At 65.1% G+C, this 22289-nt stretch carries 29 protein-coding genes, 1 tRNA gene and 1 pseudogene; 11 read left to right on the forward strand and 20 right to left on the reverse strand.

From position 1 onward, the window contains the following. The 3 genes from M8523_RS03390 to M8523_RS03400 all read right to left on the reverse strand — a co-directional run. The coding region (locus M8523_RS03390; RefSeq protein ID WP_282583432.1) for an amylo-alpha-1,6-glucosidase at window positions 1-1301 on the reverse strand (1301 nt) is incomplete at its 3' end. A gap of 194 nt (window positions 1302-1495) precedes the next feature. Continuing rightward, window positions 1496-3130, reverse strand: a complete 1635-nt coding sequence (locus M8523_RS03395) for a DHA2 family efflux MFS transporter permease subunit (RefSeq protein WP_282583433.1) — start codon at window positions 3128-3130, stop codon at window positions 1496-1498. Between the two features lie 71 nt (window positions 3131-3201). Beyond that, window positions 3202-4503, reverse strand: coding sequence for an HlyD family secretion protein (locus tag M8523_RS03400; RefSeq protein WP_282583434.1), 1302 nt, complete (start codon window positions 4501-4503; stop codon window positions 3202-3204). 260 nt (window positions 4504-4763) lie between these two features. Between M8523_RS03400 and M8523_RS03405 the strand changes: the two are divergent. Continuing rightward, window positions 4764-4946 (forward strand): annotated as a pseudogene (locus M8523_RS03405) (response regulator); the annotation flags it as partial. 117 nt (window positions 4947-5063) lie between these two features. After that, window positions 5064-5660 (forward strand): hypothetical protein, encoded by a 597-nt coding sequence (locus M8523_RS03410; protein WP_282583435.1) that lies wholly within the window; start codon window positions 5064-5066, stop codon window positions 5658-5660. Window positions 5661-5830: 170 nt separating this feature from the next. On the opposite strand, the gene M8523_RS03415 is transcribed toward M8523_RS03410, so the two are convergent. After that, on the reverse strand, window positions 5831-7912 hold the full coding sequence (locus tag M8523_RS03415) for an AAA family ATPase (RefSeq protein ID WP_282583436.1): 2082 nt from the start codon (window positions 7910-7912) through the stop codon (window positions 5831-5833). A gap of 149 nt (window positions 7913-8061) precedes the next feature. On the opposite strand from M8523_RS03415, the gene M8523_RS03420 reads away from it, so the two are divergent. Both M8523_RS03420 and M8523_RS03425 read left to right on the forward strand, forming a co-directional pair. After that, window positions 8062-8856 carry a metallophosphoesterase family protein gene (locus M8523_RS03420; protein WP_282583437.1) on the forward strand — a complete coding sequence of 265 codons (795 nt, stop codon included), beginning with the start codon at window positions 8062-8064 and terminating at the stop codon, window positions 8854-8856. Further along, window positions 8856-9140 (forward strand): hypothetical protein, encoded by a 285-nt coding sequence (locus M8523_RS03425; RefSeq protein WP_282583438.1) that lies wholly within the window; start codon window positions 8856-8858, stop codon window positions 9138-9140. Before M8523_RS03420 ends, M8523_RS03425 begins: the two co-directional genes overlap by 1 nt. A gap of 455 nt (window positions 9141-9595) precedes the next feature. Here M8523_RS03425 and M8523_RS03430 read toward each other — a convergent pair whose 3' ends face one another. From M8523_RS03430 to M8523_RS03455, 6 genes are read right to left on the reverse strand one after another with little or no spacing between them, the layout of a single operon-like run. Beyond that, window positions 9596-9973, reverse strand: coding sequence for a hypothetical protein (locus M8523_RS03430; protein WP_282583439.1), 378 nt, complete (start codon window positions 9971-9973; stop codon window positions 9596-9598). A gap of 60 nt (window positions 9974-10033) precedes the next feature. Beyond that, entirely contained in the window at window positions 10034-10231 is a 198-nt protein-coding gene (locus M8523_RS03435) for a hypothetical protein (RefSeq protein ID WP_282583440.1), read from the reverse strand. Then, window positions 10231-10689, reverse strand: coding sequence for a hypothetical protein (locus M8523_RS03440; RefSeq protein WP_282583441.1), 459 nt, complete (start codon window positions 10687-10689; stop codon window positions 10231-10233). The genes M8523_RS03435 and M8523_RS03440 overlap by 1 nt, the downstream gene beginning before the upstream one ends. Next, entirely contained in the window at window positions 10686-10955 is a 270-nt protein-coding gene (locus tag M8523_RS03445) for a hypothetical protein (RefSeq protein WP_282583442.1), read from the reverse strand. The genes M8523_RS03440 and M8523_RS03445 overlap by 4 nt, the downstream gene beginning before the upstream one ends. Then, window positions 10952-11188 carry a hypothetical protein gene (locus tag M8523_RS03450; protein WP_282583443.1) on the reverse strand — a complete coding sequence of 79 codons (237 nt, stop codon included), beginning with the start codon at window positions 11186-11188 and terminating at the stop codon, window positions 10952-10954. Before M8523_RS03450 ends, M8523_RS03445 begins: the two co-directional genes overlap by 4 nt. Then, on the reverse strand, window positions 11188-11559 hold the full coding sequence (locus tag M8523_RS03455) for a hypothetical protein (RefSeq protein WP_282583444.1): 372 nt from the start codon (window positions 11557-11559) through the stop codon (window positions 11188-11190). Before M8523_RS03455 ends, M8523_RS03450 begins: the two co-directional genes overlap by 1 nt. 250 nt (window positions 11560-11809) lie before the next feature. Here M8523_RS03455 and M8523_RS03460 point away from each other — a divergent pair, with 250 nt between their 5' ends. Together M8523_RS03460 and M8523_RS03465 are read left to right on the forward strand one after the other, a co-directional pair. Next, window positions 11810-12082 carry a hypothetical protein gene (locus tag M8523_RS03460; protein WP_282583445.1) on the forward strand — a complete coding sequence of 91 codons (273 nt, stop codon included), beginning with the start codon at window positions 11810-11812 and terminating at the stop codon, window positions 12080-12082. 65 nt (window positions 12083-12147) lie between these two features. After that, window positions 12148-12378 carry a hypothetical protein gene (locus tag M8523_RS03465; protein WP_282583446.1) on the forward strand — a complete coding sequence of 77 codons (231 nt, stop codon included), beginning with the start codon at window positions 12148-12150 and terminating at the stop codon, window positions 12376-12378. A gap of 40 nt (window positions 12379-12418) precedes the next feature. Here M8523_RS03465 and M8523_RS03470 read toward each other — a convergent pair whose 3' ends face one another. From M8523_RS03470 to M8523_RS03500, 7 genes are all read right to left on the reverse strand, one after another. Further along, on the reverse strand, window positions 12419-12595 hold the full coding sequence (locus tag M8523_RS03470; RefSeq protein ID WP_282583447.1) for a hypothetical protein: 177 nt from the start codon (window positions 12593-12595) through the stop codon (window positions 12419-12421). Between the two features lie 213 nt (window positions 12596-12808). After that, window positions 12809-13387, reverse strand: a complete 579-nt coding sequence (locus M8523_RS03475) for a hypothetical protein (RefSeq protein ID WP_282583448.1) — start codon at window positions 13385-13387, stop codon at window positions 12809-12811. A 291-nt stretch (window positions 13388-13678) separates the two neighbouring features. Next, entirely contained in the window at window positions 13679-15247 is a 1569-nt protein-coding gene (locus M8523_RS03480) for a hypothetical protein (protein ID WP_282583449.1), read from the reverse strand. Beyond that, the gene (locus tag M8523_RS03485) at window positions 15244-15528 is read right to left on the reverse strand and encodes a hypothetical protein (protein WP_282583450.1); all 285 of its coding nucleotides are present in this window, start codon (window positions 15526-15528) and stop codon (window positions 15244-15246) included. The genes M8523_RS03480 and M8523_RS03485 overlap by 4 nt, the downstream gene beginning before the upstream one ends. Then, window positions 15525-15905, reverse strand: a complete 381-nt coding sequence (locus M8523_RS03490) for a hypothetical protein (RefSeq protein WP_282583451.1) — start codon at window positions 15903-15905, stop codon at window positions 15525-15527. The genes M8523_RS03485 and M8523_RS03490 overlap by 4 nt, the downstream gene beginning before the upstream one ends. Window positions 15906-15967: 62 nt before the next feature. Further along, window positions 15968-16399, reverse strand: a complete 432-nt coding sequence (locus M8523_RS03495) for a hypothetical protein (protein WP_282583452.1) — start codon at window positions 16397-16399, stop codon at window positions 15968-15970. Continuing rightward, window positions 16396-17163, reverse strand: a complete 768-nt coding sequence (locus M8523_RS03500; protein ID WP_282583453.1) for a hypothetical protein — start codon at window positions 17161-17163, stop codon at window positions 16396-16398. The genes M8523_RS03495 and M8523_RS03500 overlap by 4 nt, the downstream gene beginning before the upstream one ends. Before the next feature lie 92 nt (window positions 17164-17255). Here M8523_RS03500 and M8523_RS03505 point away from each other — a divergent pair, with 92 nt between their 5' ends. The 5 genes from M8523_RS03505 to M8523_RS03525 are packed head-to-tail and all read left to right on the forward strand — an operon-like array spanning window position 17256 to window position 18929. Then, window positions 17256-17672, forward strand: coding sequence for a hypothetical protein (locus tag M8523_RS03505; RefSeq protein WP_282583454.1), 417 nt, complete (start codon window positions 17256-17258; stop codon window positions 17670-17672). After that, on the forward strand, window positions 17665-18009 hold the full coding sequence (locus M8523_RS03510) for a hypothetical protein (RefSeq protein WP_282583455.1): 345 nt from the start codon (window positions 17665-17667) through the stop codon (window positions 18007-18009). Before M8523_RS03505 ends, M8523_RS03510 begins: the two co-directional genes overlap by 8 nt. Then, on the forward strand, window positions 18006-18230 hold the full coding sequence (locus M8523_RS03515; RefSeq protein ID WP_282583456.1) for a hypothetical protein: 225 nt from the start codon (window positions 18006-18008) through the stop codon (window positions 18228-18230). The genes M8523_RS03510 and M8523_RS03515 overlap by 4 nt, the downstream gene beginning before the upstream one ends. After that, complete coding sequence (locus M8523_RS03520; RefSeq protein ID WP_282583457.1) at window positions 18230-18445, forward strand: hypothetical protein; 216 nt, start codon at window positions 18230-18232, stop codon at window positions 18443-18445. The genes M8523_RS03515 and M8523_RS03520 overlap by 1 nt, the downstream gene beginning before the upstream one ends. Beyond that, a complete protein-coding gene (locus tag M8523_RS03525) occupies window positions 18438-18929 on the forward strand; it encodes a hypothetical protein (RefSeq protein WP_282583458.1) in 492 nt (163 codons plus the stop codon). The genes M8523_RS03520 and M8523_RS03525 overlap by 8 nt, the downstream gene beginning before the upstream one ends. On the opposite strand, the gene M8523_RS03530 is transcribed toward M8523_RS03525, so the two are convergent. From M8523_RS03530 to lon, 3 genes are all read right to left on the reverse strand, one after another. Further along, complete coding sequence (locus tag M8523_RS03530) at window positions 18917-19450, reverse strand: metallophosphoesterase (RefSeq protein WP_282583459.1); 534 nt, start codon at window positions 19448-19450, stop codon at window positions 18917-18919. The genes M8523_RS03525 and M8523_RS03530 overlap by 13 nt on opposite strands. Window positions 19451-19571: 121 nt before the next feature. After that, window positions 19572-19647, reverse strand: a tRNA-Val gene (locus M8523_RS03535). A 156-nt stretch (window positions 19648-19803) separates the two neighbouring features. Beyond that, the gene (gene lon, locus M8523_RS03540) at window positions 19804-22218 is read right to left on the reverse strand and encodes an endopeptidase La (RefSeq protein WP_282583460.1); all 2415 of its coding nucleotides are present in this window, start codon (window positions 22216-22218) and stop codon (window positions 19804-19806) included. Between the last annotated feature and the right edge of the window lie 71 nt (window positions 22219-22289).

The raw sequence follows: 22289 nt of genomic DNA on the forward strand, positions 1-22289 counted from the left end.
TCAGCGCGCATGACGGAATCGCCCGAATCCTTCCAGCCCTGGTTCTCGATGCCGACGGGCGAGCGGGTCGCATATTCCTGAAACCCGTCGCCATCGCGGTCGCCGCAATCGTCGATCCAGTCGAGGCACCGCTCGGCCGTTCCCAGGTGCTGCTCAAGGAGCGTCCTGTCGCCGGTGCAGCGCCACGCGACGTTCAGGGTGATGATGTACAGGGGAGTGGCGTCCGCCGTGCCGTAATAGGGCGTGTGCGGCACTTTGTGGAGGCTGGCGAGTTCGCCGTGCCGCAACTCATGCAGGATTCGGCCGGGTTGGGCGTCCCGGTAATCGTCGACCTCGGTGGCCTGCAACTCGCCGAGCACCTCCAGCGCCCCGCGGGCGAAATCGGGGTAGACGAACACCGTCTGCAACGCCGCGATCAGGCTGTCCCGCCCAAACAATGTTACGAACCAAGGCACGCCACCGGCCGCGACGAACCGCAGGTGATCGGTTCCCTCCATGGGCAGGCGCAGCGCGGCCATGTCCTCGACCGACTGCCTGAACAGCCTGTAGAACTCCTCGTTGCCGGTCTCCAGCTTGAGGACCGTCTTTCGCCACTCCTCCACGGGGGATGCCAGGCGGGCAGGCGGCGCATGAGCGAAGCACTCGGGGGGCGCCTCGTAGACCCGGTCGCCGTCGATCAGGTCATGACAGAGACAAGTGTGCCAGGTTTGTCCGGGCTCGATCACGACCTCGAACGTCAAGCGACCGTTGGTGACATGACCGGGGCTGTCGCTGTTGCAGATGTGGATACGGAGCGCACGGCGAAAATCCGCGTTGGTGTAGGCCGACGTGAATGTCATGCCGTCCGCATCCCAGGAGTTGACGATGCGGCCTCGGCGGACGAGGTGATTGGCCTTCACGTCGAACAGGTCGGCAAAGTCGCAGCGGATCAGGATCTCGAAGTTGAAGCGCACCGGCTTCGGTCCGTAGTTCGTGAGTTCGAAATCCTCGTGGAGGCCGTCGCCGATCACGCGGCTGAGCGTGAGCCCGAGCGACCGCGCGGCGATCATGCCGCCCTCGGTCTCAAACGTCGGGCAGATCAGGAAGGACCGGGACGCAAAATAGAACACCGCGCCCGCATTCAGGAGATCGAACGAGTGGCCATTCGCGAAGATGCGATAGGTGCTGATTATTCTCGTGTCGAAGAAGTAGAGTCCCTTGTCCGTGTCGGGATAGATCTGGCCATCCGGCTCGCTGGCCAGGACGGTCCGACCCTGGTTGATGGTCAGGAGGGGCGGGCCGACTGTGATCTCAAGTGCCATGAAGTCAGACTTTCAACAGATATTACTCAAACACTCATCATTAGGGTGCAAGTTCAACGAGGATCGTGGCGTGCATCACGCCTGGCGGAATTTCCATGGCAGGTTCCATTGAACGAGGGCCTCGCAAGGTGGCCCTTCGCCATGCGATGTCCGTTGGGTTCGAGTGTGTCCGACGCTGACGGGATGCCGGCTCCTCAAGCCGCGCCTTGGACGGCCCCGCCCGGCTTGACGCTCCGCAATGTCAGGGCCAAGGCTGCGACCACACCTGCGACCAGCATCAGAACGAAGAAGACGTCGATGTAGGCCAAAAAGCTGGATTGCAACTCGACCATTTGTCCGATCGACGCGACCGCCGTCTGCGAGGTGCTCGTTCCAGGCACCGGCTTCGTTGCGAAATAGTTCTGAAACTGCTGGAGCGACTGCTGGTAGGCTGGATTCCAGGTGCCAACGTGCTCGGAGAGCCGGGCCTGGTGGAATTGTTCGCGCCGGGCCAGCACCGTCTGCGCCAACGAGACGCCGATCGATCCGCCGAAATTCCGCGCGACGTTGATGAGGGCAGAGGCTTGATCCGTCTTGCCCGTGGGAAGTCCGTCGTAGGACGCTGTCGTGACCGGGATGAAGAGGAGCGGCAATCCGATCGCGACGTAGATGCGCGACCAGGCGAAGAAACCGAAATCGACGTCCGCGTCGATCCGGGTCAAGTCGTACATCGCGGCCGCGATGACGAGGCCACCAGCAGCAATGAGATATTTGGGTTGGATGAAGCCGAGCCTGCCAACCACGAACATCCCCAGCATCGTCACCACGCCGCCGGGCGATAGCGCAAGACCCGATAGCGTGGCGGTGTAGCCGTAGTTCGTCTGTAGCAACTGCGGCAGGAACTGCGTGGTGGCGATCAGGATGGCACCCGTGCCCAGCATGACGAGGAAGCAGGCGCCGAACTGGCGGCCGACCAACATGCGCAGGTCGATCAACGGCTTCCTGACCATCAGTTCCCACGGGATGAACAGAACGAGGGCGGTGGCCGACGTCGCGGCGAAAGCGATGATGAAGCCCGAACCGAACCAGTCGTCCTCCTGTCCCTTGTCGAGCACGACTTCGAGGGCACCGAGGAACGTCGCGACGAGGATGAAACCGACCGCATCGAACTTCAGCCCGTTCTTCCAGAGCTTGCGCCGTTCGGTCGCCTCATTCTTCGACGCGGGGAGCAGCATCACGATCGAGACGAGGGATGCGATGCCGATCGGTACGTTGATGAAGAAGCACCAGTGCCAGGAATATGCGTCGGCCAGCCAGCCTCCCAGCACCGGCCCGATCGCGGGCGCCACCACGACGGCGACGCCGTAGATGGCAAAGCCTTGGCTCCGCTTCGCGGGCGGGAACGCCGCCGCCAGGATCGACTGGGCGACAGGCGTCATGCCGCCGCCCGCGAGACCTTGCATCACGCGAAAGACCAATAAGGCCGGCAGGCTCCACGCTATCCCACAGAGGAACGAGCTGACCGTGAAGAGCGCGATGCAGGCGAGGAAGAAGTTCTTCCTGCCGAAGACCTGGACGAGCCAACTCGATGCGCAGAGCACGATGGAGTTCGCGACGAGGTAGCTCGTCACGACCCAGGCCGCTTCGCTCGGTCCGACGCCGAGGCTCCCCGAGATGTATCGCAGGACGACGTTGGCGATCGTCGTATCGAGGACCTCCATGAAGGTCGCGGCCGAAACGATGATCGCGATGAGCCACGGGTTGGTTCCCGCATATTCGGAACCGCCCGACACGTTGGCGGGCGCCTTCGCTCCGTTCCCGGGTTGTGATCCTCTGCCTTGCGCTGTCATGGTGCTTTCACCCGGAGCAGGTCGTACGGCCTAGGCTCGCTGGACGGGATGCCGCCCGGCGGCGTACGGGCTCAGCGAACGGTGACGCTTGGCACCACCGACATGCCCGGTCCGATCTCGACGTCGGGCTGCGAGTCGAAGGTGATCTTCACGGGAACTCGCTGCACCACCTTAACGTAGTTGCCGGTCGCGTTCTCGGCCGGAAGCAGGCTGAAGGCCGTTCCGCTGCCGGCCTGAAGGCTGTCGACGTGTCCCTGGAAGGTCTTGCCGAAGGCGTCGATCGCGATGCTCACGGGTTGTCCGACCTTCATGTCGGCGAGCTGCGTCTCCTTGAAATTGGCTGTGACCCAGAGACTGGTCGGCACCAGCACCATGAGGGACTGCCCCTGCGTGGCGGTGACCCCCACGGCGGCGGTCAGCCTCGTCACGCGGCCATCGAGCGTCGCGTGCAGGCGCGTCCGCGACAGGTTGGCTTCCGCCGACTCCTTCTGGGCCTCTCCCTGGTCGACCTGCGCCTCGGCAGCCTGCACCTGCGCAGTGAGGACATCGACCTGCCGCTCGGCCGAGATGGTGGTGGATGCGGCCGCATCGAGCCCGGCCTGCTTCGACAGGAGATCGGAGGCGCCTTGCTGGGCCGTCTGGACCGTACCGAAGCCCGTCTTGACGAGCTGCTGCGCGCGCGTGTTCTGGTTCTGAGAAAATTCCAGCGCCGCCTTCGCCTGAAGCCCCTGCTTCTCGTTCTGTGCAACGATCGCCTGTTGGGACCTGATCTGGGCCTTGTAGTTCGCGACCGTCGCCCGGGCCTGCGCGATCTGCGCGACCGCCTGATGGAGGGTCGCCTGATAGTCGCGTTCGTCGATGACGGCCAGGAGGTCGCCCGCATGGACGACCTGATTGTCGGTGACGGGAACGCTCACGATGTTGCCGGTGACCTGCGGGCTGACCGACACGGGCCTACCATCGATGAACGCGTCGTCCGTGTTCTCGAAATGTCGGGAATAGAGGTACCAGAGGACGCCCAAGACGATGCCGGCGACGAGGACCACGGCCGCGACACCGACCGCAACGGGGTGTTTGCGAAGGGTGGCCCAGACGCCTGGGCCCTTTTCGTCGCCATCGGCGTCCTCTTTGTCCTTGGTGTTGCCCCCGGGGACCTCCTCGCTGCCCTCGGCAGGATGATCCCCGTTCGGCCGAGGCTTGTCCGGCTCGCGCTTCTTCATCGGTTGCGCATCGGCGACATGGACCGCCACATTCGCGGTCCCGGGGCCGGCGGCAGGCTGGCGGCGACCGGCATCCTCGGCATTGCGCGAAACGATCGCCGCGTTGCCCGCGTCCAAAAGCTCTGAGCCTTCGGGATCTGTCTTCAAGACCATGTCCGGAGTCCGCTCTAGAGATTCACGCGGACCCGACGCTGCCGAATGGCAAGCAACTACTTAGCCGTAACCGTGCCTAGCAATCAGCTAGCGCTTAGCCCGTCGCAGAAAGCAAAGACCAATTATGGGACCCCGCTATTGAAAATCGCACGCCTCTCGCTGATTGATTTCGGCCTGAGGCGAAACCGCTTGCGATTTCCTCGCGATCGCAAGGAAAGAAGGCGATCGTACTCGTCGTCGAAGACGAGGCCATACTGCGCATGACAGCCGTCGACCTGGTCGAGGATGCGGGCTTCGAAACCATCGAGGCGTCCAACGCCGACGAGGCGATACGCATCCTTGAGGCACGGACGGACATTCACATCGTGTTCACCGACGTCGACATGCCGGGGTCGATGGACGGCCTCAAGCTCGCCCAGGCCGTTCGAGTTCGATGGCCTCCGCGGTCGACGACCTGCCGAAAGGCAGCGTCTTCGCGAAGTGACCATGGGCGAGCACATCCTCGCGGGCATCGGCCTGATCCTTTGCCTGGGCATCATGGCCATCGCGGTTTTCGCGCCATGAAGCTGGTCGCCTGGGTCTGCGGCACGGCGACCATCCTCATCTGCTTCCTCGTCCTCTCCAGATTGCTGGGCAACTCTGATGTTTGGTCGCAAGAAGATCGTCCTCAACCTCGACCTCCCGAAAGCGGACGTCGAATTCGTGTCGGCCGAGCAGTTGAAGGCCATGGCACATGCGGTGGCGACGCGTCCCGTCGGCATGCTTGTCGCAGACCAGCCGCCGTTCGCGCCACCGGCGGTTGGACGACTTCCGAGCCGATGCAGCTCAGGCCCAACGAGGAGTTCCCCAGCGCCGACCTGAAGTCGAAGGTACGCGACTTGGTCGAGGGTATCGTGGACCTCAAGGAGAAGGCTGCGCTCGCCACGAACCTGTTCTCGGTGACGCGCAAAGCGCCTCCGGCCGACCGGACCCGCCGCTACTTGGGCAAGCTACACATCGTGGCGCCCAGCGAGGAGGAAGCCCGCGAGAACCTGCGGCATTTCCTCCGCCAGCGATGCAGCGCCGCCAAGGTCGAGGACTTCTCGATCCATCGTCTCGTCCACCGGCCCCACGCGGAATACGGCATCATCGACACCTACATGGTCGACCCGGGCTGACGGGACGGCCCAGCCGGCGGTGGCCAAAAACACCAGCAGCCGGGGAAGCGGGGTCTGACCTTGCCCTGCAAGGACCGGAGGACGGGGACGACGTGTCCGCATCGGCCCTCACCCAAAGCCCGGGGTCTCACCGCCCCGGGCTTCGTTTTTCCCGTGGGTCGAAAATCAAGCTAGGCCGTATTCGCTTGGGTTTTCCCCCACCGACTCCCGACCCTCGGATCGCTCGTCGCCCAATCCGGATAGGCCTCGGGCTCGTCCACCTGGGGCCGCACCAGCTTCAGCAGGGGGTGCCGGACGAGCGCCCTGACCTCCGCGCCGTCCAGGTAGCGGTCCTGCACCAGGGCGGCGGCGACCCGCTCGACGTTGTCCCGGTGGTGGTGGACCAGCGCCAGGGCCCTGGCGTAGCAGCGGTCGACGAGGGCCCGCACGCCCTGGTGCAGCGGCCCCCATCCATCAAGAGCCTGCACGTCAAGGGAGAGCAGCCCGGTCTCCCGCCCGAATCCGTAGACGGCGTGGTAAGCGACCGCGCTCGCGGTCGCCGCTTTCAAGTCGCTCACGCTGCCGGTCGTGACCTCCCCGATGATGACCTGCTCGGCGGCCCGGCCGGCGAGGGTCATGACCATCTCGCGCTCCATCACCGCCGCCGTCGGATTCGCGGCCTTCCGCAGCGCGGTGTGCTGGCGGTCGGCGTCGACATAGTCGAGGTGCATGCCGACGGCCAACGCGACGATGGCGTGCCCGGCCTCGTGGACCGTGACCAGGCGTTCGCCGGCTGCGTCCCGCTCGCCACTTCGTTCGCGGACGACCCAGACGATGTCCCCCGGCAGCGCGGCGGCCCGGCCGAAGTCCCTCCGGGCGCGCCGCCTGGCATCGCGGCAGACCTGCTCGACGTCGGCCGGGCTCATCCCCCGGCAGGCCCGGGCAGCCAGCATGACCTGGCCGTCCAACTCCGGAGGCACCTGCCAGCCGATGTGGTGGCGGATGATCCCCGCCAGGTCGTCGATGCCCGGCAGCGGGATCGCGATCTCGCGGTCGAGGCGGCCCGGACGGCGCAGCGCGGCGTCGACCCGCTCCGGGAAATTCGTGGCGGCGATGACGACGATTCCGTCGCGCGGCTCCGCACCGTCGAGGCACTCCAGGAAGGCATTGTTGACCGCGTTGAAGTAGCTGGAGTTGTGGTCGGGCTTGAAATCCCGCCCGGGCACGCTGTCCATCTCGTCCAAGAACACGATGCAGGGCGCATGCTTCCGCGCCTCGTCGAACAGCTTCTTGAGGCCCTTCTCCACCTGGTAGCCGCTGCTGCTGGCCCCGCAGAGGCTGCTGAAGCTGCTCGGGAAGAACTTGACCCCGGCCTCGGCCGCCAAGGCGCGGGCGAATCTCGTCTTCCCGACGCCGGGCGGCCCCGACAGCAGCACGCCCCGGTCGCAGTCGGCCCACGCCAACTCGCCCTGTCGGTAGGCGATCAGGTCCGCCGCGACCTCAAGCCCCCAGGCTTTGGCCGGCCCGAAGCCGGACAGCTTCGACAACGGGGTGTCGCGTTCGTGCTTGGGCTCACCGTCGAGCAGCCCATCAAGGAATTCCTTGGTGGTGTCCCGGCCCTTGGCGTCGGCGATCTCCTGCCTGCGCTTGGCCATTAACTTTTCATATGCGCTGGCGCGGAGGTCGCGGAGGATCGTCATCTTCGCCACGGCCGAATTGCAGTGGTCGCGCGGGCCGAGCGCGGTGCGGATGTCGGCGACTGTGACGTCCTTGAGCGAGGACGTCAGGGTCGGCCTTGTTCCGGTGACGAGTTGGACGACGCTGGCGATCACGCCCTCGGCGTCGACCCGGTCGAGCGTCACGGATTTCGTGGTCCACGATCCGATGGCCGCGTGGACGGCGTCGGGATGCGTCACGACGACGATGAGCCCATAGCCCGCCTCACCCACTGCCTGCTGCCAGGCTTGGGGACCGACGACGTCGCCGATGTCCGCGTGGACGACGGCGCGCTCACGGTCGCGCTGCGGCGTATTGGGCACGTCGGTCGCGTCGATGTAGTGGTCGGGCCAGATCCGTTGCCCGATCCACGCCACGGCATCATGCAAATCGCCGTCATCGCCGACACCGACGATCACCCGGCCCATCTCGACGTCCTCGACCGTGACGCCGGCCCGATCGAGCAGGACGGCCGCGACGGCCTCGGAGGCGTAGGGCTTGGCCCCGGGGGTGCGCCTTTCCCAGGCGGCAAGGAGGGCTGCGGCGAACGTGGTCATGCGATGGCTCCGAACGGGGGAGCCGATCCATCTAACCGAGAACAGCTGCTATTTCGTTGAATCGATCACCTGGACACGGGGGTATCGCCCAGGGGTTCGTTGGATCCTTTGTGCCATGGTCAGGCCATCCCCGACATCAGGAGGCCACCGTGACCAAGCTGTGGATCGCGTCCGATTTCCACCAGGAGTTCCCCGGCAACCATGCGCTGCCACAGGTCCCCCGGGACGTGGACGTCATCGTCGTGGCCGGCGACGCGACGGCCCCGCTGTCCGACGCCCTGGCGTGGTTGCGGACGACGTTCGGCGACCGGCCCATCGTCTATGTCCCCGGCAACCACGATTTCTACCAGCACCACCGCGACGGCGGCGATGGCCGCATGACGATGGACGAGATCCTGACGGTCGGCCGCGACGCGGCGGAGCGCTACGGCATCCACCTGCTGTCGGACGACGCGGTCACCATCGCGGGCGTGCGGTTCCTCGGGACCACGCTCTGGACGGACTATCGCGTCGAGGGGACGCCGATCCAGGCGGCGATGCGTGCGGCCGAGAAGGGCATGAACGACTACAAGAACATCCGGCGGCCGAGCAGCACGAAGCCGACCAAGCCGATCCGGGCCGCCGACCTGCTGGCGCGGCATCGGGCGTCGGTCGAGTTCCTCGATGCGGAGCTGGCGCTGCCGTTCGACGGGCCGACCGTGGTGGTCACCCACCACGCGCCGCATCGCCGGTCGCTGATGGTCCAGTTCGACCCGCTCAACGGCTGCTACGCCAGCGACCTGGAGTGGCTGATCCGGAAGCACAGCCCGCCGCTGTGGGTGCACGGGCACACGCACGTGCCGAGCGACTATGACGTCGGCAACACGCGGATCGTGTGCAACCCGCGCGGCTATCCCGGCGAAGTCTGCAACAGGCGCTGGGACCACGTCACGGTGGAGGTCTGATGGCCTCCACGCTGGCCTATGCCTACCTGCGGGCGTGTGACGCGGAGGGTATCGACGAGGACGGCTGGACCTTCGATGCCCTCCTGGCGGCCGGCGGACAGGGGGCCGACCCGCCCCCGCCCGTGCTGCCCGCGCCGGCGGCCACGTGGGCGGAGAACGACGCCCGCCGCCGGGCCGTCGAGGCGACGATTGAATTTGCCCGGGCCAAGGGCATCGAGGTGCCGGAGGACGTCACCGTCCGGCTGCTGCAATGGATTCACGACGTGAAAGGCTGGAACGCATGAGGCTCGGCGGTCCACGTGAACGGATCGCCCAACCGGCTGCCATGACTCGCGTTCCGGCGACGGTGATCCACCTGGATCGGGCCGGATCGTCGTGACCCTCGCCGACCCGCACGCGGGGACGCCCTGTAAACAGGGCGTTCGGGCCCGGACTGCGGGAAACGCACTTTTTACAGGGCGTTTCGGGCACGCGGATTCCGGCACTTTGGACCCGCACCATTCCCATTACCGTTCCCAACGCGGAAAAGCCGCCCGGAGGCGGCTTGTCGGTCGTTGATATCGTTGGTGTTTTTGGTCGGAGTAATAGGATTCGAACCTACGACGCCCTCGTCCCGAACGAGGCTCGTCGAAACGTTTCCCCTCTGTGAGTCGAGGGGAACGCTCGCGAAATCGTACTACGGCTCCCCTCTGGGAACAAACGACACCATTCCCAACCATTCCCACGCGACGACCTCGTCTCAGTCAGAAGGCTGTCCGGCCCGCAGCAGGCTCAGGGCCACCGGCACCGGGTTGGCGATCGCCCACTTCGCGCTTGCGAGCACCGCCGATACCGGCATCGTCTCGGACTGCCAGCCCGAGAGTTCGCCACCTTGTTCGGTGTTGATCCGGTATCGCTCGTCCCCGTAGACGATGAACGTGGTCAACGGAGTGTCGAGATTGAACGCGGACGCGTCCACGGCCGACCACACGATGTCGAATGCGGCGATGGCCTCGATGTACAGACCGCTGGTCCGTGAAGTCGGGTCGACTGGCACGTAACGAGCACGACGCACGATATCGTCGTCCGGAACGGGGTATTCGGACTCCTCGTCGACCTGCTGATAGTCCTCGGTCATGCTGCCTCCTTGGCCACTCGGGCCCGTTTCACCGTCGCTGGCGAGGATCGGACCTGCGCATCAGTGCTTCGTCGCCCCTTCCAGGCACTGCTCCAGGACGAACGCCGCCACGGCCCGGGCGATGTCGGCCGGGATGGCGTCGGGCGGGCCGCCTGCCGGGACGATGACGCCCGAGCGGTCGACGGTGACGAAATAGGCAAGGTCGCCGCGCATGGCGCAATAGCCGCCAATGCGGGGGTCTTCGACGACGGTGATCATCACGGTTCTCCCGAGGGTGCGGTGAGGGTTGCCTTGCTGAGGCAGCGCGGGCACGTCGCGGCGCGCTCGACGGACACCCAGCCTTGGGAGCGGCCGCCGGGGCGCTTGCCGCAGGCGGAGCGACCCCACACGTAGTCTCCGGCGTCGTCGCTGGGCAGGACGTGGATCACCCGGCCGCCGTCGGCTTCGAACCCGTTGGCGAGGCGACCCAGCAAGCGGTGGGGTCGGCCCGTGCCGCCGGGGACGTCGTAGCGCGGCGTGCGGAGCCACGATTGCCGACGCTCTTCGTTGACCTCGGCGGCGTGCCGAGCCTCCCTCTCCGGCTCCCCCGCCTTCCAGGCCACCTGATCGGCGGTGCGCTTGGCCTTTTCCTTCGCGATCTCCTCGGGTGTCATGTCCTCCTGACGGCGGGCGCGCGAGATGGCGGCCATCTCCGCGATGATGGATTGCATCGTCATGCGAACGCGTCCTCCCCGTTCAGCACGATCTCGCTGATAGCCTCGACGCCGGCCGCGTCGAGGACAGCGCGCTGCGCCTCCTCTGGCACCATGCGGCCGTAGTATTCGTAGACCTTCGCGCGACCCCGGATGACGTCGATGCCGCACTGGTAGATCTGCCGCTCCGAGGCGACGCGGACGATCCACGACTGGTCGCGACCGGTCTCCTTGGGCAGCATCGTCAGGGAGATGCCGGGGAAGCGGTCTTCGATGTGCTTGGGTTTCATTTGTTGTCCTCGATGTGTTTGCGGACGAGGGCCACGGCGGCGCTGCATTCGGCGCGGCGGTCCTGTGCGACAGTGAGGAGGTCCTTGATGACCCCGGGCGGGATTTCGAACTCGTTGGCGTGCCAACGCCGCAGGCGGCGGTCGCTGACCTTCAGTGATTTGGCGAGATCGGTCTGCCACTGCTTGCCGTAGAGCGCGGTGCCGACCTCCTTGAGGATCGAGTTGTCGATCATCAGGCCGACGCGTAGGCCAACGCGAGGGTGGCCAAATCGCTGGCCTCCTCGCCGAAGCGGCGCAGCATGTCGCGCTCCTTTGCGCCCCTGACCTGGGTCGGCAGGATGGCGCACTTGCCCTGGAGGCGTCCGCAGACGGCAGCGAGCTGGACCAGCGTGTTGGCGTCCAGCGCCTCGTCCGGGTCCTTGAGGAAGCCCTCTACGCGTTCGAGGTCCTCGGCTTCCTGGGCGAAAGCCTCGTTGCCCGACCGTTCGACGTAGAACTTCAGGATGCGGATGCCGTGCTGGGCATCGTCGCGGAACAGCGCTTCGAGCTTGGCAGGCTCGATCGGCGCGTTGCGCGCGATGATGTTGAGTGTCGCTAAGAGCATGGTGCTGGGCCTCCTGCCCATGGGCGTGGCCTATGCCGCCGCCACTGACCTAATATTAGGTCGCTCTTTGGAGGGTTGCAAGCGCTGTTTCTGTTTTCCCGACATCCGTGAAATCGGATTGATTCGGTCGGCCGCGAGACTCCTTCCGATCAAGCCTCCTCGCGCGGGAGGGCGCGACCCAGCTCGCCATCAGGCAGGTCCTCTACGATCCTCCGCGCGACGTTTTTGCCTTTTCGCGTTGGGCGTCGCGATGCAGGCCATCGAGAAGTTGCCGTCCCTCCCGACCTCACCGTACGACCGCGCCTACCTTCACCTGATGCGCTATTTCGCGACCGGCGACACGTCGTTCGAAGAGGCCCAGAAGCGGATCATCGACGTCAAGGTACAGATCGAAAGCCTCGACCGGGTCGCGGCTTGGATCGTCTCGCAAGGGCGCGAGGCCGCGACCGACCGGGACGACGACGCCGGCTACCTGGCGCGATGTTTCCAGGCCGTGGAGCGACACCACCTGATCAACGGCTGAAGCGACGCGCTGCCGCATCCGTTCACGTCTTGTTCTATCACGCGAACCGAGTCAATGTGTCGCGTATGACTACACCGACCGCCCTAGCCTCCCGCATCCATCAAGCCCGCATCGCCGCCGGGTTCAAGACACCCGACGAGGCCGCCATAAAGTTGGCGATGGCAAACGAAGCGTACCGCAACCATGAAATCGGCCGCCACGCCGTCAAGCCCGCAGAACTGAGGCGCTATGCCGAGGCATTCCGGGTGTCGCATGGGTGGTTGGCGACGGGCGTTGGGTTGGGGCCTGCGGGATGAAAAAAGGCCCGGCACTTCGTGTGCCGGGCCGGTTGTCGGATCAGATCGGCCTAGGACTGGCGTGGGGGAAACGACGGCCATGGACTACATGGCAGACGGTACCGACGTTCAGCCCGACGACGATCGCGGCGTGGGTCTGCGAATAACCGCAGACATGGACGAGCCACAGCACGTGGCACGCCTTTTCATAGGTACAAGGGTAGTAGTATTTGGACACGACGAGGCATCCCTCGCTAACGATGAAGGATGCTCCCGCCTTGATAAACGCCCCCGGGCGTGCGATCTTTCGATCCGTAGGGCCCGCACGGAAGCGCTCCCAAAACGGGAGCGGTGACGTTGGGTTCAGGGACCGGGACCTCGGTGTTGGAAGCACCTTGGTTTCCGGTTTCCCTGACCCGCTATGCAGCGGTTCGGATCAAGCCCCTCTCCCTCATCTGAAGATTTCCGCTTCCGCCGCCTCGTAGGCCTGCGGATCGGGTTCGGTGGCGCGCTCGCCGTCGCTCCCCTGGTCGTGCCCGGGCTGTCCGAAGACGCCGCCCGTGTACCGTTGGGGCGCGGGCCCGCCGTCCTCTGTCGAGGTCGCGGCCGGCGGCGCAGGTGGTGGGGTTTCGGGAGCGGGACGCTTGAGGCCGTAGCCCTCGCCCTGCTTGTGGTCCAACTCGTCCATGTTGCTGAGGTACGACGACATGGTGCCGGACGGTTTCTGGCCGCCGATCTCGACGCCGGCCCTGGTCACCACTTCCAGCAGTTCGGACGTCTGGGCACGGGCGTTCTTTTTGGTCAGGTACTCGATCACGATGGGGCGGATCTGCGCGGCCTTGCTGCCGGGACGCGGACCGGATGGCCCGAAGGTCTTGATCATCGTATCGAGGACGGACGGCTTCGACGCGGCGCGATACGCTTCCAGAACGGCGCGAACGGCCTGGAGCTTGAGGAAGGTCGGGTTGCGGCTCAGTTCTTCCGTGAGCCGCTGCTCCTCTGCCTCCGCGATCGCGATGAAGTCGTCCATGGGCCAATACCCCTGTTATCCCACATGTATACGGCCGTCTGCGATTTTCGGCAAGCCGGCGTCTGTGCAATGCAGACGCGCATACGCTCCCGGGACCTCACATACATTGACGCCATGTAATTCTTGTCTGGTAAAACCCTGTAAATACTCATATTTCTTTGATTGGCAAATCGGTAGGTGGAATCTATCCGCACCTAAAAACATACATGCTTCGTGGGCGTTGCCCACTTGACGGGAGGAAATCACGCTGGAGTGATTCGCGTCAGATGACGGCATCGCCTTTGATGCCGGTCATCGCGCCATCCTCGCGTGCCGGGCGCTCAGGGCCTGATAGACAGCACGTTGGAAGTCGCGCACGTCCTCGCGGCCCATCCGACCTGCCTTGAAGGCACGGCGCTCCTGACGGTTCATGCCGGCCGCCTTCTGCTCGGCCTCGTCGTAGGGGGTGATGACCGTCGGCTCGGGCGTCTCCGAGAGTGACCGCTTCTCCCGTCGGTTCCAACGGCCGTTCCCCACGTGGATCAGCATGGCGTCCTCCATGACGCTCATGGGGTCGACGCCGCTCTCGACGGTGACCCTGCCGCTCCCGGCCGGCACCACGACGAGCGTCCGACCGGCGACGCGGATCTCCGTGCGGGTCTTGACCGTCAGAGGTCGCCACCTTTCGTCGCGCCACAGGTAGACCTGTCCCTCGGGCGACCAGATGTTCGTGTCGAACCCGAACCGCAGGTTCACGCTGCCGTTCGCCCGGACGCGGTCTTCCGGCGGCCCATAGGTCGCCACCAGTTCGGGACCGTGGCGCTCGACCTTCCTCTCGCTCTTGCGTCCGGTCTCGTCCCACCAGGTGTCGATCCAAGACGTCGTGACGACATGGCCGTCGTGCATCGACACGGGGGCCGAGCCCCTCTTCGGCGTCTCGAACATCTCCGGCAGCATCGTGACACCGCGCGCCCGGTAGGCCGCCCGGAGCGGCGCCATGTGGCGCAACTCGTCCGGCTCCATTGGCCGGTTCCGGGCGCCGACGACCTGTATCGTGTGATTCTCTTTCGAGGCCGACGGGTCCGGGAGCACCATGTGGGTGTAGCCTTGGACGTCGTTGTGCAAGCGGGGCCGGACGTCCGGCGCGAAGAACGCCGTGAGCACGCTCCTCCCCTTGGCATCCCTGAGTGACCAGATGCCTCCCCGTTCCACCGGCAGCTTGGCGTGACGGTCGTAGCCGCCCCGGCCGACGCAATGGCCCATGGCGTCGCTCTCGCGGTCCAGGGCGTCCTCGGAGACGAGACACACCCAGTGGTGGCCGTCGTGGCTCTCGACGCGGTCGGCCGTGCCGTCGCTGCCGGCGGCGACGGCCTTCCGTTTGGCCATGGCGGCGTGCCACTTGCGGGAGCGTTCCTCGGCCTGGGCCCAGGTCATCCGGTGGAGGCGCGTGCACAGGGGCGGGTCGGACATGTAGAGCCCATTGAGCCAGTCGACGAGGTAGCAATCGTTCGTCGAGATCAGGTACTCGCGAAGGCGGCGATGGAAATCACTCCAATCACCCACGTTGCCTTTGGCGAGCATCGGCATCGTGAAACTGCCTTCGGCTGCGGCGTCGCGCACGCGGATCGCTTTCGCGATGGCCAGCTCATCCCATGACATCTTGGGGCTGAATTTTCCCCAGGGGAGCTTCGCTGCAACGAGGGGCGGCAACACTTGCTGAAAGCTCTCGACTCCGACCATAGCCCTGGCGCGCTCCACCAGCACGTCGGGGTACACGCGCATCACCCAATCGCGCATCAGAGTGCCCTCGCACTCGCCTGCAAGGAACACCGCGATGCTGGTGAACATCGGCAAATCGTAGGGGATGAAGCGGTGGCTCATTGTCCCGCCTTCCCCATCCAGGCCTGGACGTCGATCCCCATGCGGATCGCCCGGGCCTTGCCGAGCGCGATGGCCCGCTCGCGATCGTCGTACGGGAACAGCGTCATGAGCCGCCGCCGGGCCTCCGACGCGAGCTTGGCGTTCGTGTCGGCGTGGAAATCGCCGTGGACCAGCCACAGCAGCCCGTATGCGGTCAGCAGGCGTTCCCGGTCATCGGCATCCCACATCTTTTGGAATTCATCCTCCGGGACGGCTTGGACGGGCGGCTTGGTGACCGTCATGCCGCCACCTCGTCGTCATCGTCGTTCCTAGGGAACGGGTGGTTGCCCTCGATCCAACTGTCCCGAAAGAAATCCATCGCCTTTTCCAGGGCGCGCTTTTCCAGGGCGGCCTCGATCTCGGTCCGATCCTGCTCGGGCACGTCATCCCAGGCGACCTCGTCGCCATCGCGGACGACAAGGTCCGGATGATCGTTGTCGGCGCGGAAGTTGCGGATGTCCTCGCCTCCGAAGACCACGGTGTCCGTCCGGACGTCGCACCAGTAGTCGACGATGGTCACCACCCTGTAGGCATGGCCGCCGATCGACCTGACGTCCAGGTCGGCATCGAAATGGCCGCCGACGTCCTCTTCCCAGGTTCCCTTGTCCTCGTCCGCCATCGTCCGCCTCCGCGACACTCCTGGGGATCGACGCGACCGCGGAGTGCTGAAAGCTCCAAGGACTATTTTCTGAGGAGCGCGATGATGGAGATGACAAGGCTGACGACAGGCAGGACGAGGGCCACCCACCTGCTCCAGGCCTCGAACGACTCCTTGCGCTCGGCCCGGATCGCCGACCGAAGCCTGTGCAGTTCCGGCCGCGTCAGGCGCCAACGCCCGTCGTGTTGCGACCGTTCGTAGGGGCCGCCCTCCTTGGTATCGAAATCAGGCACCGGGACGTGGTACCGCCGTGCTTGATCCTTCAGGCGACGGCCGAGGAGCCAGTCGATCTCGTCCGTGATCACGCCCTCTTCGTCCATGGCCTCGGACGACAGGCGATCCCTTTCCTCATGGTCGGTCTCGACCTTGAGCGCCTTGAGGTAGTGGCGCCGGACCGCTTCGGCCTGCCGTTGGAGACGACCGATCCGCCAGCGATGGATGATGCCGGCGATCATCGTGCCAACGACTGCCGCGCTTTGAAGGCTGCGTCCGTGCGATAATAGCTTTCGTAGGTCTTGTCGTGCTGGTCGTCGTGGAATGTCGAGTAGACCCCGTACTCGTCGGTCTTCTTGAATGCGATGCCGGTCTCGTTGTCGGGCGACAGGCCGTAGGGGATCTGGAAGACCTCGACCTCCGCGTCAGAGAACGTTTCGTGCAGTCCGGCGTAGGGCTCGCCCTTGCCGGCACCGAAGCCCTGGCGGTAGGCCCAGCAGCGCCGCATGGCGTCCTCGATCCGGGCCCGGAAGCGGCGGTCCTTCACCTTCCGCACGGTGTCGAGCAACACCTTGTGCTCCTTCTCGTCGTGCGACGGCCGCCGGCGCACGACGTCGATCTCGGAGCGGTTCTTCATGAGGACCAGCATCCGGCCGATCTCCAGGTAACGCTCCACCAGGTCGTCGTCGGACGCGGCCCAACGGCCCTCGGCGTAGGGAATGAAATGCCGGGTGCCGAAGATGTCGAAGTCCTGGAACATCGGGATCTTGGCGACGAGCGCCAACTCGTCGGCCCGCAGCCGGTCCGGGTTCTTCGCCGTCTCCCGTTCCCAGGCCCACGCCCGTTCGTAGCACCGCACCATAAGGTCGGGATCGGTCTCGACGATCAGGTTGGCTACCTCGCGCCGGAGGACCTCCAGGTGCCTGATCTCGGCCTCGTCCAGGTTGCGCGCGAGTCGCGCAAGGGCCGGGTCCGGCTGCTGCACCTTACGCCCGAACAACCCCATCGATTCGCTCCCGCCGCAATATCGATAGCGTAGCAGAAAGAGCTTGGAGCTTTCTCGGGTCCGCGGTCGCGTCGGGTGGAAGGAGTGTCGCGATGGACATGGAAGCGATTTTCAAGGGGATGGCCGAGCAGGCCGCCAAGGAAGCCAAGAGGGCCAAGCCGCTGCCCGAGGCGGTGGTCATGGAGTTGCGCGAGGCCGCCAAGCGGTACGCGCGAGTGAACCCGTTCAAGGTCGGCGACCTCGTCACGCCGACGACCGGCGCCAACATCAAGGGCCAGGGCGATCCCCACGTCGTCATCGGCCTGCGCCAGCCGACCTACGCGTTCGACGGCAATCCCGGATCGCACACCTATGGGCTGCGCATCGACATGCGGGTGTTGCAGATCATCGACGGGCTGACGGTGCCGTTCTGGGTGGAGTCCGCGATGTTCGACGCCTGGAACGACCCGGACGCGCCGGCCGGGCACGAGCTCATCACCCTGCCGGAGATGGAGTCCGCCCGTGGCTGACGTCGACACGATCATGGCCCGCCTCGCGCAGGGCCGGCCATCCACGGTCCACGTCGTCGACCCAGTGTCGCGCGGGGTCCGCGAGGTTTCGGTCGACCAGGCCTTTGCCGCCTGCGTCACCGGCGACACCGTCTTCGTGCCGATGCGCGACTCCTTGAGCGAACGGCTCCAGCATGCGCTCCGTCTGACCGACGAAGCCAAGGCGATCATCGAGGAGGTGCTCACCGGCATGATCGCCGACTGCGCCGTCACGACGGTCGGCGACGACGTCCTGCGGCAGGCGCTCGGGCACCTGGTGGAGAGGGGCTTCGACGTGGTGCCGGAGGCCAAGCGATGACGGCGCCGATGCCCCGTCCCGAGGACGACCCCGTCGCCTACGCCGCGATCCTGAGGGACAAGGCGGCCTTCCATGAGCGCAAGGGCAACCACGGCACCGCGCATTGGTTCCGGCGCGAGGCCTCCAAGATCGAGGCCGATCCGAGCCACGCCAGGATTACCAAAGGCATCCTCGGCATCATGCGCCAGGCCGGACCCATGCTGAAGGAGGGCAGGATCTGATGCCGACCGACGAAGAAACCAACGACCGCCTGAAGGCGATGGCGGAGCGCCTCCTCGCCGCTGTCGGGGACGAACACGACGTCGGCGTCATCGCGCTGGCCATCGGTGCGCTGGTCGGCACGTTCTCCCGAGCCTCCGACAAGCCCGTCTCCTTCCTTTCCGTCGTCCACCGGACGGCCTGCGCAGTCATCGACGGGAGCGCCCTCGATGACTGAGCACCCCATCGAGAACCGCGCCCGCGTGAACCGCGCCATCCTCGACGCCGTCCTGGACGACAGCGACCCGAAAGCGATGGCCCGCACCATCGGGGAGATGGCGGGCGCGCTGGCGTGCGTGCCCGGCGTCGAGGCGGCCGAGATCCTCGCCATCGTGCACGTGGCGGCCTGGGCGGTGGTGGATCACCTGAAGGAAGGGGTTGCCGGCGAGCGTGCAAGGGACGATGCCCGACGATTATGCCGCCATCCACGGGATCGAGCGGCAGCCGGAACAGGACGATTTCGAAGAGGACTTCGCGTGACCGACGCTCTGACCGCCCTCGCTTTCGCCATCGACTCCGTCGCCGATCACGACTTCGATCCCACTATGCAGAACCTTGAGCAAGTCCTGGCCGCAGCGCGAGGACAGGAATGTCAACGATCGCGTACATTCCGGGGGCTCGGTGCCGAATGTATGCGATCGCTGACATTTCATCCGGCGTAACCCACGCTCGGCGGCGATGCGGCCAAGCGTTCCTTGATCCGCGCGACCGTGACGGGCGTGAAATCCCAAACGTCGACGCCCACGTCGCAGGACCTGCTGTCGGGCGGGATGCGGCCGTGGACGTGCCCGTAGACGTGGATCGCCCCATGCGCCGCGTGGGGCCACGACCGCATCGGGTAGTGGAACGCCACGACGGTGGTGTCCTCGGTCGTGACCACCGCGCACCCGTCCCTCACCGACGCCCAGGGCAAGGCCCGGACGTGGTTCGAGTCATGGTTGCCCGCGATCAAGTGCTTGCTGCCGTTCAAGCGCCGGAAGACCGCGTCGGCCTGCCCCTTGTCCTTGGGCTTGCCGCACCAGAAATCCCCGACGACCCAGACCTCGTCGCGGGGGCCGACGACCGAGTTCCAGTTGCGGATGATGGTGCGGTCCATCTCGGTGGCGTCGCCGAAAGGGCGGTCGCAATGGCCAATGATGGGGGCGTGGCCGAAATGCGGGTCGGCCGTGAAGAAGACGGTCATGGGATGTATCCGGAGGCTTGCGCCACCAGGATTTCCGGCCTTTTCCACAGGTAACGGTGGCCCTATCGGTGGCACCTTTTCGGCGTCGCCGGGGTCAGGATCGCTGTTTCAGGGGGAAACTTGGTGGGCGGTGACGGGCTCGAACCGCCGACCCTCTCGGTGTAAACGAGATGCTCTACCAACTGAGCTAACCGCCCGGCCACCTCTCGGCCGCCGGCGGACCATAAGAGATCCGGCCCGCGCGCATCAAGCGAAAAGCGATGTGCGGCATCAGGCACCTGCCCGCCCATCACGATCTTCAACGAGAAAGGGCCGCGCACAGGCGCGGCCCTTTCTTTGATGTCTCCCTAAGATCAGTGAGCGACGAGACCCGACTGATCGTCCTGCACAGCGGGTTTCTGCGGCAACACCTCGTCCCATTGGATCGCGATCGGGGCGCGCACAAGAGCGTGGCTGAGCACCTCGTCCATGCGGGACACGGGCACGATCTCGAGCGCGTTCTTCACACTGTTCGGGATGTCCGCCAAGTCCTTGGCGTTCTCCTCCGGAATCAGCACCTTCTTCAGGCCACCACGCAGAGCCGCAAGCAGCTTCTCCTTAAGGCCACCGATCGGAAGCACCCTGCCCCGCAATGTGACTTCGCCCGTCATGGCGATGTCGCGCCGGATCGGGATCCCGGTGAACACCGAAGTGATCACCGTTGCCATCGCGATACCGGCTGACGGTCCGTCCTTCGGCGTCGCACCTTCGGGCACGTGGACATGGATGTCCCGCTTGTCGAAGAGCGGCGGTTCGATGCCGAAATCGACCGACCGAGAGCGGACATAGGAAGCCGCGGCGGAGATCGATTCCTTCATCACATCCTTGAGGTTGCCGGTCACCGTCATCTTGCCCTTGCCGGGCATCATGACACCCTCGATGGTCAGCAACTCGCCACCCACCTCGGTCCAGGCCAGCCCAGTCGCGACGCCCACCTGATCCTCAGTCTCAGCCTCGCCATAACGGAACCTCGGCACACCGAGATAGTCCGAAAGATTGGTGGCCGTCACGGCGACCGACGTGTTGCCCGACAGCAGGATCTCCTTCACGGCCTTGCGGGCCAGGTTGGAAATCTCGCGTTCGAGGTTACGGACCCCCGCCTCCCGTGTGTAACGACGGACCAGTTCCAGCAAGGCAGCCTGATCGATCGACCATTCGTTTTCCTGCAGCCCATGCTTCTTCACGGCCGCGGGAATGAGATGGGCACGTGCGATCTCGACCTTCTCATCCTCGGTATAGCCGGCGATGCGGATGATCTCCATACGGTCCATCAGCGGACCGGGGATGTTCAACGTGTTCGCTGTCGTCACGAACATGACGCTCGAAAGGTCGTAGTCGACCTCAAGGTAATGGTCGTTGAAGCTCTGGTTCTGCTCAGGGTCGAGCACCTCCAAAAGCGCCGATGACGGATCGCCACGGAAGTCCATGCCCATCTTGTCGATCTCATCGAGCAAGAAGAGCGGGTTCGACGTCTTGGCCTTCCGCATCGACTGGATGATCTTGCCGGGCATCGAACCGATGTAGGTTCGCCGATGTCCGCGGATCTCCGCTTCGTCACGAACTCCGCCGAGCGACATGCGCACGAACTCCCGACCCGTCGCCTTCGCGATCGACTTGCCGAGCGAGGTCTTACCGACACCGGGCGGTCCCACAAGGCACAGGATCGGGCCGGTCAGCTTGTTGGCCCTGCTCTGCACCGCGAGATACTCGATGATGCGATCCTTGACCTTGTCGAGGCCGTAGTGCTCCTCATTGAGGAGAGCTTCCGCCTGCGGCAGATCACGTTTCACCTTGGAACGCTTGCTCCACGGGATCGACAGGATCCAATCGAGGTAGTTACGCACCACCGTGGCTTCCGCCGACATGGGCGACATTTGGCGCAGCTTCTTCAATTCGGCCGTCGCCTTGTCGCGCGCCTCCTTGGTGAGCTTCGTGTCCTTGATCCGCTGTTCGAGTTCGGCGAGATCGTCCTTGCCATCCTCGTCGCCAAGCTCCTTCTGAATGGCCTTCATCTGCTCATTCAGGTAGTACTCGCGCTGGGTCTTCTCCATCTGGCGCTTGACGCGCGTTCGGATCCGCTTCTCGACCTGCAGGACCGAGATCTCGCTCTCCATGAGACCAAGGCACTTCTCCAGGCGCTTCGCCACGGAGGACATTTCGAGGATCGCCTGTTTCTCTGCGATCTTGACCGCGAGATGCGACGCGACCGTATCGGCCAGCTTGGCATAGTCGGTCGTCTGACCGACGGCCGCCACCACTTCCGGCGAGATCTTCTTGTTGAGCTTGACGTAGCTCTCGAATTCGGTCGCGACGGAACGTGCCAAGGCTTCGACTTCGATCTTATCGATCTCGTCGTCGGCGATGACCTCGGCATCGGCCTCGTAATATTCGTCTGTCCTGGTGTAGCCCTTGACCTGAACGCGCGACGATCCCTCGACCAGCACCTTGACAGTGCCGTCGGGCAGCTTGAGAAGCTGCAGAACCGAGGCGAGCGTGCCGGTCGTGTAGATGGCATCGGTCGCAGGATCATCGTCGCCGGCGTTGATCTGGGTCGCCAACAGGATGAATTTGTCGGACTTCATCACCTCTTCGAGTGCCCGGATGGACTTCTCACGGCCGACGAAGAGCGGCACAATCATGTGGGGGAACACCACGATGTCCCGAAGGGGCAAAACGGGATAGCTTTCAATGCTCCCCGGAGCCGCAGGAACTCGCTTCTGGCTGCTCATTTTTGAAAATCCTTCACAGGAACGCTTTACAGACGCTTTTCAAGAAGCCGCCTGCAATGCGGAAGTTCGCA

This window comes from Lichenifustis flavocetrariae, assembly GCF_026130545.1.
Lineage (GTDB): Bacteria > Pseudomonadota > Alphaproteobacteria > Rhizobiales > Beijerinckiaceae > Lichenihabitans > Lichenihabitans flavocetrariae.